Consider the following 13,565-nt stretch of genomic DNA (forward strand, 5'->3'; position numbering starts at 1 on the left):
TCAAGATCGAAGAAATAATACAGATTAATTTTGTTCGGTACGGACTTCTAGAGAATCGGGTGAAAGAGTTAGAGCAGCACCAAGCCCAATTAAGCAATCGCACTTCCTAACTCTCTGGGGATTCTTATCAGCCTCTCCAGGTTATAGATGGGGCTGCGTTATATAAAAAACAATTAACCAATGGTAACGAAGCATATTTACAAGTTATCGATCTCCGCAAAATGCACATAGACCAAATTACCGGAGAGGTAGATGATATGGGTCTAAATGAAGGCAAATATTATAAAGGGGAAGGCGGACATTACAGCCCTTTTTTCCAAAATAAGTTGTTTTCTGAAGTAACAGACGAATATAAGAAACTTTACGCAAACAACGTTTTTTCCATGATTAATTGTTCTTTCTTTGAGCAATACCAATCTAGTACTCAATTATCCTTTCCGATCAAACTCAATGGTGTTGTCATCACTGGTGGTACTAGCCCTTATGGCCCAATCAAGGAACCAAAAGATAAATATTATCGTAATATTCGCCTCAAAACCTTAGTCTGGGATAATCAGCAGGCATATATTACCGATTACAATCCGGTTAGTGGTGCGCCTCTGAACCAAAAAGCAGTAAAGAATGCGATCGCTACTTACCAATACAGCGATCATCCAGCGAAAGTATTAGCCCAAAACCAAGCGAATAAATATCAACTCATCGGTACTCTCAACAAAGATGGTGTTAAGGGCGACGAGTTGTTGGCGATTATGACGGTGAACCAGGCAACTCTGGACGAAGCAGCCGATTTATTACGTAAATTAGGAGTTAAAGGCGATATCATTACCGTTGATGGCGGCAGATCAACTTATCTATTCAATTCCCAACAGGGAGACATTATTGTTCCCCAATTGTCTAATCTGCAAGAAAATCCTACTTTCCGGCATCTACCTCATTATCTGGGATTCCGCAAGAGAAGCAAAAATCAGGTCGCGCCAAAGATTTTGATTACTCAGCCAGTGAAGAAAGTACTTCCAAAGAAAGATCAGCCTTATTTAATATTGTGGCGGGATAATTTTGATGGCGATGTCTCGATTAAGTTGTACGATGGGAACAAACTTATCCAAAACATTTCTTCCCGTACTGCTAGCGATGGAGTTTATGAGTGGATACCAGGTATTGATCTAAAAGAAGGCTATTTTGTTCGTATTTCTAGCTGGAAAGACCGGAATATTTTCGGGCAGTTGCAATTGTAATTTAGCGGTACGGGAAAATGCAAGGGATAACTAGCTAAACGCAAACCTCTCAACAAGGTTGACGGTGTGGCCGCGATCGCAATTGTTATCGTTTCTCATAGTAAACAACTGGCTCTGGGTGTGCGGGAACTCGCCGCGCAGATGGTTCAGGGCCAAGTTTCCATTGCTGTTGCAGCAGGGATTGAAGATTCGGAAAATCCATTGGGTACAGATCCCATCCAGGTTTATGAGGCGATCGCTTCTGTATTTTCTGATGATGGTGTCTTGGTATTAATGGATTTGGGTAGTGCTTTGCTAAGTGCAGAAATGGCCATTGAGTTTCTACCAGAAGCACAACAGCAAAAAGTGTATTTGTGTGAAGCCCCGCTAGTAGAAGGTGCGATCGCTGCTGTAGTAGCGGCGGCGGCTGGTGGAGATATTCACCAAGTTATGGCGGAAGCACGCGGCGCACTCCTAGCAAAAGCAACTCAATTGGGTTTAGTTAGTAGTCCTTTGTCTGCTATCACCCCAACAACAACCAATATAGAATCACCAACGCGAGAAATCCAGCTGATTGTCAGCAATCGCTTAGGATTACACGCCCGTCCCGCAGCGCAGTTTGTCGCAACCGCAGCCCGGTTTCAATCCCAAATTCTAGTACGGAATTTAACCAGAAATACTCAGCTAGTTAGGGGTGACAGTATTAACCAAGTTACAACTTTAGGAGTGCGTCAAGGACACGAACTGCTGATTACTGCCACTGGTTCTGATGCAGATGAGGCGCTGGCAGCGTTACAAGCATTATTCGCAAATAATTTTGGAGAAGATCGTGTTGCTTTGAATTCTCCACCAGCATTTCAGCATGAAGTTACCCCAACCACTCACGGCGAACTTTCGGGGATTGCAGCTTCTCCTGGAGTAGCGATCGCACCTGTTGTTCATTATCAACCCACTCACATTATTGTTACGCAACACCACGTTGAAGATGTTGAAGCAGAGTGGCAAAGATTACAAACAGCAATCCACACCGCCCAACAAGAAATTCAAGCAGTTTTCTCACAAGCATCTCTGCAAATTGGTGATGCTGAAGCCGCAATTTTTGACGCCCAACTGTTATTTTTAGAAGATCCAGTGTTGTTGGAAGCGTCTAAAGAACGCATTTTAGCAAACCATATAAATGCTGAAGCCGTTTGGCAAGCTGTAGTAGATGAAGTAATAGCTTCTTACCATATACTTGAGGATTCTTATCTGCAAGAGCGAGTTGACGATGTTGTAGATGTCGGGCAAAGGGTACTACGATTACTATCTGGCAATGCCCCCGCTAACCTGCATCTTGAGCAACCGGCGATTTTAGTGGCGACTGATTTAACTCCCTCAGATACGGCTGGATTAGATCCGACAAAGGTATTGGGTATTTGTACTACTTCTGGTAGCGCCACTTCCCACAGTGCAATTATCGCCCGAACATTGGGTATTCCCGCAGTTCTGGGAGTAGATGCCCAGGTGTTGCACTTAGCAGATGGTACACTTATGGCTCTTGATGGCGAAAGTGGCAGAGCTTGGGTAGAACCAGAATCACACATCCTAGATTTACTAGCAGCAAAGCAGTCAGCTTGGCAAGCTGCCCAACAAGAAGCACAAGCTACAGCCCATCAACCAGCAATTACTCGTGATGGTAAGCAAATTAGCGTCTTCGCCAATATTGGTAGTATAAATGACGTTCAAATTGCTGTAGCTAGCGGTGCAGAAGGTGTAGGACTACTCCGCACTGAGTTTCTCTATTTAGACCGAACAAGCGCCCCGACGGAAGAAGAACAATTAGCAGTGTATCAGGCGATCGCTCAAGTTTTAGATAATCGTCCGCTAATTATTCGTACCCTCGATGTTGGTGGTGATAAGCCACTTCCCTATCTGAGAGTCGGGTTTCCAGAAGCTAATCCTTTTTTGGGCTGGCGGGGAATTCGTTTCTGTTTGGATCATCTGGATTTGTTCAAAACTCAGTTACGGGCAATTTTGAGAGCCAGCGTCGGACACCAAATTAAAATCATGTTGCCGATGATTGCGACGGTGACGGAGGTACGTGCAGCTAAGATAATTTTGGGGGAAGTGCAGGCTGAACTCAATCAAGCTGGTATTGCCTTTGATGCCGCGATGAAAGTGGGAATTATGATCGAAGTACCTTCGGCAGTGGCGATCGCAGATCAGTTAGCGGCTGAAGTAGACTTCTTTAGTATAGGTACTAACGACCTGAGCCAGTACGTCATGGCTAGCGATCGCACTAATCCCCGCGTGGCAAATTTAGTTGATGCGCTACATCCAGCAGTATTACGAATGGTGCAGCAAACTGTTCAAGCTGCTCATACAGCCGGGATTTCAGTCGGATTATGTGGAGAATTGGCAGCAGATACTTTCGCAACACCAATTTTATTAGGCTTAGAGCTGGATGAGTTGAGCGTCAATCCTCAAAGTATACCTGGAGTGAAGCAAGCGATCGCTCGATTAAGTATAGTTGCAAGTGAAGCGATCGTGGCATCAGCATTACAGCAAGATTCTGCAACTCACGTCAGAGAGCTAATCTCAACGGAAATCGGCCAGAATCGCATTTAAACCTTCACTTTTTTCATAAATACGAAGTCCGTTTACAGAGCAACTAAATTTATTTATGGGGATTATTAATTTTTAATTTTTAATTTTCAATTTTGAATTCGGAGCAAAGCGACGTGACTCATTACATTTTAAAAGCCTCAAAAGAAACTGTGCATTTAGGTGGTTTTTCTAATCTGCTAAAACCAGCACTCATTATTGACTCTGGCGATACAGTTGACGTAGAAACTTATAGTGGTTACTACGTTTACGACAAAGCACCACCTGAGTTTCTCACACCAGAATTTATCGACATCTGCCAAAATCTTCTCCCGGAACGAAAAATTGCTGGAGGGCCGCATTTACTCACAGGGCCGATTTATGTGCGCGATGCCGAACCAGGGGATGTTTTAGAAGTACAATTAGATGCGATCGCACCTCGTTTACCTGTCGGCTTCAATACCATTCGTTCAGGTTGGGGAGCTTTACCACATCAGTTTCCTCAGCCTGCTTTGAGATTCATCCCTCTAGATTTGGTAAATAATATCGCCGAATTTCCAGTAGGTGCTGGCATAAAAATTCCCCTCAAACCGTTTTTTGGAATTCTTGGTGTCGCTACTCCAGAAACCTCTAGAACTTCTATCCCACCAGGTTCTTACGGTGGTAATATCGACAATCGAGAACTGCAAGCTGGTTCTCGTTTATTTTTGCCAATTTTCGTACCAGGTGCATTATTTTCTATTGGTGATGGACATTCGGCACAAGGAGACGGCGAAGTAAATGTCACCGCCATTGAAACTTCCATGAACGGTAGAATCACACTGAAACTTCGCAAGGATTTACAACTAACAACACCAATTGCCGAAACTCCAACTCATATCATCACAATGGGCTTTGCTCAAACCTTAGATGAAGCCTTAGAACTGGCTTTAAAAAACATGATTGATTTTCTGGAACACTTCGTAAATTTGCCGCCAGAAGATGCTTACGTATTATGTAGTTTAGCTGTGAATTTTCACATTACTCAAGTTGTAAACAGTCCCCAAAAAGGTGTACATGGAATGCTACCCAAATCAATTTTTTCTAAGCTAGACTTTATCTAAATCAAGTAAAAGGGACTGGGGATTAGGGATTGGGTGGCAAACCCTTAAAATTTGGTGGTGGGTAAAAGGCCCACCAAATTTTAAAAAACTTTTTCCCAGTACCCAGTACCGGAGCGGCCTTCCTCTCCTAGCAACTTTTATGTGCTGTTGCCCGTGACACTACCAATTAGATTGATCGTATGAGCCAGCCCATCAGTAAACAGTCCACTAAAATTGCTGATATCTTTTCCTGAAAGAGCATTGGCATTTAGAACTTCCTGCCGTAGTGAACCTGCACCACTGTTGTTGGTATTAGTGACGGTAAATGTAGACATTCAGATTACTCCGATTGTTTAAAATCGTATAAAATTTGACATCAGATATAAGTCTGCAACCATTTTTCTGCTGTTCACCGATACTGAGAGATCAAAGTTAAGTTGAAAAACTGCGATCGCCCTACTAGTCTGTTAACCCCAAAATGCGCTTAAAGGTAAAGGGGAAGGGTTAAAACACGTTCCCAAATAGCCAAGTTCACTCTCGTGAACTAGTGAGAGCATTTTGAGATTTAAGTCTTAATTGTTTGACTTAATTGTGATGAATTCAATCAGATTATTCATTAACTGACAGTTCTTTTTTTAACATTTTATTTACATCTATGTCAGTGTTGTGTCATTAATATGTCAAATGTGTACATATAAGTTCAAATAAAAATCTTTCTAAAGACAGATGAATGATTAAAGTAAAGAGTATGTAAATACCTGGTAAAGAATAGTATTTTACTTTGATTAAAAAATATAGCTGTGGTAGTCTACTTATGTAGAATTACTTAGTTATCAATCAAGTGCATAGTATAGAACACTCTAGTACTCCAATACTAAAAAACTTATTGTTTAAAGGTTTAGCTACTATAGCCTTAGTTGTCATTACATCCTCAGTGTCTAATACACCGACATCAGCCGCATCACTAATTGATGATAATCCAGATTCTAATTCACTATTGTCAGGCAATGAAGGTATATCTGATAACGCACAATCACCTGTTTCCCACACACTACTTACAAGTGATAATTATAACAATACTGCTGTAGTGCCGGGTCTAAACAACTACTTTGCAGAAACAAATTCTATAGTTAACTCCACTCCATCTTTGGACATTCATGTAACACAATCGTCAGAGCCAATACTACTAAATGAACCTAATACATTACCAGGACTATTTGTATTAACTGGATTTACATTATTACTATGTAGAAAAAACACGAAAGATGATGATAAATTCATGTAATATTAAGTTGCGATAGATAGTATTATTTAAGGAAAGTAAAAATCAGCGATGATTGAAAAAGCCGACAAAAACCTCATCCCCTAATACCATTTCACTTTAAGGTTGATACAAATAGACAGCAGGAGCAGAGGAAAAGAGTTAGAGACAAATCATTTTTATCAAGTATTTCATGAAATGGTATAATCTCCTTCCTATCTCAGGAAGGGGAAAAGTCAGATTACAAACTTGCTTACCTATCAATTGAAACTTGACAGCCTACTATAAAGATATTGTCGAATTCGCAAGCAGCCAAGCTTTCTGAGTCCATGCGTTATTAAATAACTCGACCTCTGACACTTTTAATTCAAATGAATGGGGTGGTGATTCTAGCAATAATGGTGAACCTTTATCATGGGCCTCAACTAAGTTAACTATCCAGGGAAGAAAGTCTAAGATTTCTTTTGGTAGTACAGTTAACTCGAAATCCCACACCAAATTTAGACCCCGGCAGACTTGTCCTTTTCTGAACACCGTCACTCTACCAGCACTCTTGTTAATAGCCAGCCGAAGAATGAATGGGCGAAGCGGGACAAATTCATCGGGTGCTGTATAAGCGTATACATTTATATAGTTCAGTCTTTGCCTACGATCCATCCAAGATGCGATCGGTGAATTACTACTATAAGATGTACCAGTTATAATCACTGGCATATTCATAGCAGCAGCAAAGTTAGAGTAGAACTTATGCCTTAGTTCGCCAACAATATGTTTAGCTTCTGGGTTCATGGTTGCTACACCTGTTAAAAAAACGATACCTGCGATCGCCGACGCTAACGCATGGCTTCATGAGAAAAATGGGTCTGAAACCCTGTGCTTCACGCAATGCTTTAAAGTAATGAGTAAGGAGTGGATGAAAAATGGGTATTTACTCATTACTTATTACTTATTACTCATTACTCCTTCTTAAGAGTGCGTACCCAACTCTTGGAGAGGCTTCGCCAACGGGAACGCCAAGGGCGAACACGGCGGTGAGGATGTCAACAGAATTATTTTCTAAAACCTCCTGTCTCTAGCCCTCGTCTTTCTTTGGTCAACCGAAGCAAAAAAAAGGCAGACGCCTTGTCTGCCCTCAAGACCTTAGAGTTAACCTCTTGGTTTTAGACCTTAATAGGGTCGAGAGTATCCTCCTCCACCTCGTCTACCACCAGAAGAACCTCCATCAGTCTTGGGCTTGGCTTTATTAACTTTTAAACTTCGACCCATCCATTCAGCATTATCAAGGGCATCAATCGCCGCTTGTTCTTGTGCGTCTGATTCCAATTCTACAAAGCCAAAACCTCTTACCCGACCTGTTTCTCGGTCGATAGGCAATTGAACATTTTTGACAGTTCCGTATTCTGCAAAGACTTGCCGGAGGTCATCTTCTTTAACCTCATAAGATAGATTACCGACGTAAATTGACATAAAATGTCTCCAGAATCAAATGGTGTAGAGATTTAGATCCGGAGAGGTCTGTAATACAAGTATATATAAAAACAAACTACATAGCCGAATTTCATCTTCCACGCATACTTTAACATAAATTAAAAAGTTATGTTCATCAGTAACACTATACTTATTGCAATTCGATTTGATTTTTGAACTTATTTGTCTAAGTAGGGAGTAGGAAATCAGGAATCAGCATTTTCAAGTTGTACGGAGTTTTTTCATAAATCAAATCGGAAAAATCTATCTACGAGCGATCGCCTAAAATTTGAAGTCACCAAAAATTTTCATCGCTGAACTTATTTATCTTCAAACAGTATGAGTAATTTTGAAGTTTTATTCATCCGCCAGTCACACAGAATTCAATTCTGAATTCTGGCTCCTGACTCCTGAATTCTGTTTTGATAAAACCAGTGCGATCGCTTGTAACGTAAAATTAATCTCCATCCAGCATTTGCTAACACCTTGACGCCCATGTTTTGCGACTACCTAATTCAAATCCTGACTGCCCGTGTGTATGATGTTGCCCAAGAAACACCACTTGAGTATGCACCAAATTTATCAGCGAGGCTGAATAATCAACTGCTGTTGAAACGTGAAGATATGCAGTCAGTATTTTCTTTTAAATTACGGGGTGCTTATAACAAAATGGTGCAACTGCCACCAGATGTATTAGCAAAAGGTGTAATCGCGGCATCTGCGGGGAACCACGCTCAAGGAGTTGCCCTTGCAGCCAATCGCTTAGGAACCAAAGCGATTATCGTGATGCCCATAACTACGCCTCAAGTCAAGGTGGACGCTGTGAGAATGAGGGGCGGGGCAGTTGTGTTACATGGAAACACCTACGACGATGCTTATAGCTATGCCCGTGAATTAGAAATAGAAAAAGGATTGACCTTTATTCATCCCTTTGACGATCCTCATGTCATCGCCGGACAAGGAACAATCGGGATGGAAATTTTACGGCAATATCAGCAACCCATCCATGCGATTTTTGTGGCAATTGGAGGAGGCGGATTAATTTCTGGGATTGGGGCTTATGTGAAACGGTTGCGTCCCGAAATCAAGATTATTGGGGTTGAACCAGTAGATGCTGATGCCATGTCTCAATCGCTCAAAGCGGGACATCGGGTGCGCTTGTCCCAAGTGGGGTTATTTGCTGATGGCGTGGCGGTGCGAGAAGTCGGTGAAGAAACCTTCCGTTTATGTCAGCAGTATGTAGACGAAATCATTTTGGTGGATACAGACGCTACTTGTGCTGCGATTAAAGACGTATTTGAGGATACGCGATCAATTTTAGAACCGGCTGGTGCATTAGCGATCGCAGCTGCTAAAGCCTACGCCGAACGAGAACAAATCCAGGGAGAAACCTTAATCGCTATTGCCTGCGGTGCAAACATGAATTTTGATCGCCTCCGCTTTGTCGCAGAACGAGCAGAGTTTGGTGAACGCCGCGAAGCGATATTTGCAGTTACAATTCCAGAAGAACGGGGAAGTATTCGCCAGTTTTGTGAATGTATTGGCAGCCGTAATCTTACCGAGTTTAATTATCGCATCGCCGATGAAAAAACAGCCCATATTTTTGTAGGTGTGCAAATTCAAAACCGTGCTGATGCTGCAAAGATGGTAGAAACCTTTGAAGCTCATGGATTTGAAACCCTTGATTTAACCGACGACGAACTAACCAAGTTACATCTGCGGCACATGGTAGGTGGGCACTCTTTCCTAGCTCACAATGAATTGCTCTATCGTTTTGAGTTTCCCGAACGTCCTGGCGCATTGATGAAGTTTGTTACTTCCATGAGTCCCAACTGGAATATCAGTCTTTTTCACTACCGCAACAATGGTGCAGACTACGGACGAATCGTTGTTGGTATCCAAGTTCCCCCCCACGAGATGGAAGAGTGGCAAGCTTTTCTCGATCATTTGGGCTATCGCTATTGGGATGAAAACAAGAATCCGGCATACAAGTTGTTTTTGGGGTAGCAGGGGAGAAGGGGAGCAGGGGAGCAGGGGAGCAGGGGAGCAGGGGAGCAGGGGAGAAGGGGAGCAGGGGAGAAGTTGCAGTAAGTTTTTCCCCTCTGCCCCTCCGCTCCCCTGCTCCCCTGCCCCTCCGCACCTCTGCCTCTTGTGCCCAATCCCCAATTTAACGAGAACTCCCCTTCAATATCAGATTGGAGTCCCAAGTATAGAAGCCGATTTGATTAGGAACCCTAGCGAATCTGCCTGTCCGATAGCCTCTAGATAATTCATTCAGCACCTTATTTTTGATCTCTCTGAGTTGCTGAGAATCTAGTTCTCCATAAATTCCGGCGATGACTTCAGCAACACTGAAAACTTTACCTGGATTTTCTTCTAACAGAGAGGTGAGGGCATCAATTAAGAATTGACCCTCAAAGGCTTTGAGCATCGGTACTGTTTTTGTCGGGGGGATGAAAGGCTTCTTATTTTTGTTTTTGATACTCCTAGAAGCACCATTGCGACTACTTGGGGCTACCAGACTTAAATCCAGAGTATAACAACCTGGTTCATCGGGAATAGTTACCCAGTAATTTCTTTCTCTACCTTGGGTGAGGGAAGATTGCACCCTACCTTTAACTACTCTGAATAGACTGGAATCTAACTCTCCATAAAGCGATCGCACGATAAAATCGATATGACAAACAGTACCTATCTGCTCTTGCAATAGTTGTTTTATGGCTTCCATTCGCGAGATGGTGTGCTGATATTGAGGTAGTAAGGGGATTTCTATCAGCTTAGTAGAACTATCGTTGTTCTCTGGGGCGATCTTTGAATCTGTTGATGTAGTTACAGATTGACTCTCTTTTGTATCAACAGCAGCAGAAAAAGAATTATTGATCTCAACCTGATTTGAGTCTTTTTGTTCTGACTGTACAGACTCCACTAAGTTGATTTCGTTGATGTCATCAAGGGGTGATAAAAACCGCAAAGAACCTTCTGGAGAAAGATTTGAGGTTTCATCAGCCGCAGTTAGTCTTGATATCTGTTTATTGGCATCAGAAAAAGACCAGTTAGACAACAACGCTTCTACATGATCGAGTTGCGATCGCGCCTGTACAAAGAGGCGTTCGTACTCTTCTGTGAGGCGAGCATAATAGTCTCGCAATTCCAACAGTGGTGAGAGAAAGGTTCCCGGAGGTGGTTCTAATTGTCCATTTTGAGTCATAGGGCTTTAATCAATTTAAATCGATGTCACTTTTGTAAGACATTGCTCTGGGTTTTGCTTTCTGAGATGCTGGTTGGGATTTCTTAGGCGGTTGGGGAGGGCGACATCTCTCACAATATAAGGGTCGAGGGCCAAAAGTCTCGCGCTTTGTCAGATCGTTACACTCTTTACAGACAAACTGGAAAACACGAGTATGAATCTGTCTTTTGTGCGCCCGGACAGTATATTCCCTAACATCAATGAATTTACTTGCCATAATCAGGAATTGTGAATTGCCGTCGTATCAATGTCCTATCAATATAGCTATTCAAGCAAATCAAACCGCATCAGTGTGTGTTTATGTAGAAGTTTTATTCAAATCAGTGAATTTGACGCCTAGCATAAAGTGTAGATGAGCAACTTGAGAATTAGCTATTGACTATTCTCTCAGCATATAAGAGGAGCAAACACTAGTACCATTTTTTAGGCACAGGCAACTTACATTGTCCTCATCATCAGAAATGGATAGAGGAAAGTGCAGGATTATTCAGTTCCACTTCTATTGATTGGTAATTGAATCTCACACGACTCAAAGTCGCGTGATTCCTGCTTCAACGATCTCTGCCTGAACGAATTTAGAACTTACAAGTTCTCCGCAGGCGTATATAGCATCCGGCGCACCGACGGCTACTGTCTTGAAAAGTCGAGGGGTTGCTGGGGCCTCCCCAGCAGTATTAATACCCGCGCTTTTCGCTGTTAAAATTCTCAACCCCTCACTCAAAATATGATGAGGATATTCAAACTAACGTTTTTTCTTCGATTTTCAACTTTGGTTGTGATCTTGAGTAATATCGTTCGACTGAACATCTATTCTAGTTTCAACTCCGACTGACTCTATCAGCTTTTCTGACGGCGTAAACTCATCAATCAGCGTAATTATCACTGCTGCCGCAGGCACTGCAAGCAGCACACCAATAAATCCAAATAGCTTACCCATTACCAAAAATGTTACAATCACCATCACTGGATGGATATTAACTTGCTGACCCATCACCAAAGGCTGAACAACATGGGCATCTATTTGATTCATTATAAAGAAAAGTATCAACACAAATACTAATTTTAACGGGGAAATACTCAATGCTACTAATGCTGGTAAAAAAGCACCAATGACCGAACCAAAGTAAGGAATTATTTCAAATAAACCTGCAATAATCCCAAATGGTAGGGCTGACGGAATCCCCAAAATCAAAAGTCCAAACGTTGCTCCAGCACCCAGAAATATCATCGCTATTCCTGTCCCAAAAATCCAGCCTCGCAATCTTGTCTCGCAAGCCTTAAGGATTCCTTTAAACCGATGGTGATGTCGCCTTGGTACTAATCTTAAAATCCCTTTCACTAAGGAATTAGGATCGTAAGCCATGTAAAGCGCTAAAATTAAGGTTGCTACCAACTCTATGGTTAAACTTAAAGCTTCACCTAAGAAAACTGGTACTCCCCCTAGTAACTGGTTGGTCAAATTTCGTAATTGTATTAGTGCTTGGGAAATGTCAGGAATAAAAGCAAATTTCTGGCGCAGTTGCTCAACATCTCCTGTCAATCTATTGAGATAAGTTGGTAATGTTTTGATTAATTTTTGAGATTCAAATGTCACACTAGGTAGGACTACAGTAGCTAATACCACAACAAATCCAATGATTAATCCAATTAGTAGCAAAACAGCAATATCCTGTGATTTGACTAGCTTTTGCAAAAACCTTAATAGGGTTCGCAAAATTAAAGCAATCAATGCTGCAACAACTAAAAGTTCTAATACGGGTAAAAGTTGATATAAAATGTATAGTACTGCCGCTATCATTACTGCCAATGGCGCACCACGAGTTAACTGCGACCATCCATTGTCTGTATCTCTAGGATTCGCCATTACTATCACTTATTTTTCTGTTTGAATTTGACAAATTTAGTGCCTGGGATGGCGCAGAATTTTTATTTTTCAGAGTAGCTGTAAGCCTGATTACCACAAGTCTCGTTTTTCTCTCTTGTTTGTGCCCATATAGTCAAGCCAATTTTAATTTGTTCAGATATTTCACTCCCTAGCTAAAATTTTATTCTATTTACCCTCACAGAGGTCTAGAAATTTAAATTTTTATTGCAGTTGTCAACCGTAGGCCTAGTTATTGGTTCTCTGTGTGTACTGATTGCCAAGCAAGACGATGTTTCCAGTGCGATGTGAAATTAAGTTGAACTGCTTGGTTAAAGTCCTCCAAAGCTGCTGAAAAAGTTTTCTCTTTTAGCTTTGCTGCACCTTGGTTGTGCAACTGTTTAGGGCATTGTGGATTCCATACATATTTTTGACAAGTTTGGTGGGCAATTTCTACATCACTGCCATTTTCAGGATTTTGAAAGACGGGATGATAATGTAACCTGTTGCAGCAAACTTGCAACCATTCTTGCCACCCACATTGCCACAAGCGGACTGTTCCATCAAGACTACCACTGACAATCAATTTACCATCAGGGCTAAAAGCTGCGGAATTTACCCAATACTCATGTCCCTGCCAAGGTTGACCAATGGGGTTGCCGTGAATATCCCACAAACGCACTGTCGAATCATTGCTGGCACTGACAATCCACTGACCATCAGGGCTAAAGGCGACAGAATTAATTTCTTTTTCATGTCCCTGCCAAGGTTGACCAATGGGGTTGCCGTGAATATCCCACAAGCGCACTGTCAAATCATTGCTGGCACTGACAATCCACTGACCATCAGG

The 13,565-nt window shown here is 42.0% G+C and carries 11 protein-coding genes and 1 pseudogene; 5 read left to right on the forward strand and 7 right to left on the reverse strand.

The genetic code is table 11. From position 1 onward, the window contains the following. Positions 1 to 221 precede the first annotated feature (221 nt). The 3 genes from V7L31_RS21910 to V7L31_RS21920 all read left to right on the forward strand — a co-directional run bounded on the left by V7L31_RS21910 (position 222) and on the right by V7L31_RS21920 (position 4,900). The gene (locus V7L31_RS21910) at positions 222 to 1,235 is read left to right on the forward strand and encodes a hypothetical protein (RefSeq protein ID WP_334698213.1); all 1,014 of its coding nucleotides are present in this window, start codon (positions 222 to 224) and stop codon (positions 1,233 to 1,235) included. A 66-nt stretch (positions 1,236 to 1,301) separates the two neighbouring features. Continuing rightward, the gene (gene ptsP / locus V7L31_RS21915) at positions 1,302 to 3,821 is read left to right on the forward strand and encodes a phosphoenolpyruvate--protein phosphotransferase (protein WP_334698214.1); all 2,520 of its coding nucleotides are present in this window, start codon (positions 1,302 to 1,304) and stop codon (positions 3,819 to 3,821) included. 113 nt (positions 3,822 to 3,934) lie between these two features. After that, positions 3,935 to 4,900, forward strand: coding sequence for an acetamidase/formamidase family protein (locus V7L31_RS21920; RefSeq protein WP_334698215.1), 966 nt, complete (start codon positions 3,935 to 3,937; stop codon positions 4,898 to 4,900). A gap of 137 nt (positions 4,901 to 5,037) precedes the next feature. Here V7L31_RS21920 and V7L31_RS21925 read toward each other — a convergent pair whose 3' ends face one another. Further along, on the reverse strand, positions 5,038 to 5,214 hold the full coding sequence (locus V7L31_RS21925; protein ID WP_334698216.1) for a hypothetical protein: 177 nt from the start codon (positions 5,212 to 5,214) through the stop codon (positions 5,038 to 5,040). 506 nt (positions 5,215 to 5,720) lie between these two features. Between V7L31_RS21925 and V7L31_RS21930 the strand changes: the two genes are divergently transcribed. After that, positions 5,721 to 6,164 (forward strand): PEP-CTERM sorting domain-containing protein, encoded by a 444-nt coding sequence (locus V7L31_RS21930; protein ID WP_334698217.1) that lies wholly within the window; start codon positions 5,721 to 5,723, stop codon positions 6,162 to 6,164. A 258-nt stretch (positions 6,165 to 6,422) separates the two neighbouring features. Here the strand turns inward: V7L31_RS21930 and V7L31_RS21935 are convergent, their stop codons facing one another. Then, positions 6,423 to 6,929 (reverse strand): hypothetical protein, encoded by a 507-nt coding sequence (locus V7L31_RS21935; RefSeq protein ID WP_334698218.1) that lies wholly within the window; start codon positions 6,927 to 6,929, stop codon positions 6,423 to 6,425. Between the two features lie 378 nt (positions 6,930 to 7,307). Next, the gene (locus V7L31_RS21940; RefSeq protein ID WP_179064828.1) at positions 7,308 to 7,607 is read right to left on the reverse strand and encodes an RNA recognition motif domain-containing protein; all 300 of its coding nucleotides are present in this window, start codon (positions 7,605 to 7,607) and stop codon (positions 7,308 to 7,310) included. Between the two features lie 495 nt (positions 7,608 to 8,102). On the opposite strand from V7L31_RS21940, the gene ilvA reads away from it, so the two are divergent. Next, a complete protein-coding gene (gene ilvA, locus V7L31_RS21945) occupies positions 8,103 to 9,614 on the forward strand; it encodes a threonine ammonia-lyase, biosynthetic (RefSeq protein WP_334698219.1) in 1,512 nt (503 codons plus the stop codon). A gap of 160 nt (positions 9,615 to 9,774) precedes the next feature. On the opposite strand, the gene V7L31_RS21950 is transcribed toward ilvA, so the two are convergent. The 4 genes and pseudogenes from V7L31_RS21950 to V7L31_RS21965 all read right to left on the reverse strand — a co-directional run. After that, positions 9,775 to 10,815 (reverse strand): hypothetical protein, encoded by a 1,041-nt coding sequence (locus V7L31_RS21950; protein WP_334698220.1) that lies wholly within the window; start codon positions 10,813 to 10,815, stop codon positions 9,775 to 9,777. 10 nt (positions 10,816 to 10,825) lie between these two features. Continuing rightward, positions 10,826 to 11,071: a hypothetical protein gene (locus V7L31_RS21955; protein ID WP_179064826.1), complete on the reverse strand. Its 246-nt coding sequence runs from the start codon at positions 11,069 to 11,071 to the stop codon at positions 10,826 to 10,828. A 546-nt stretch (positions 11,072 to 11,617) separates the two neighbouring features. Continuing rightward, positions 11,618 to 12,718, reverse strand: coding sequence for an AI-2E family transporter (locus tag V7L31_RS21960; protein WP_334698221.1), 1,101 nt, complete (start codon positions 12,716 to 12,718; stop codon positions 11,618 to 11,620). A 250-nt stretch (positions 12,719 to 12,968) separates the two neighbouring features. Beyond that, positions 12,969 to 13,565: pseudogene (locus V7L31_RS21965) on the reverse strand (WD40 repeat domain-containing protein); the annotation flags it as partial.

The sequence above is a fragment of the Nostoc sp. genome (assembly GCF_036916655.1).
Classification (GTDB): domain Bacteria; phylum Cyanobacteriota; class Cyanobacteriia; order Cyanobacteriales; family Nostocaceae; genus Nostoc.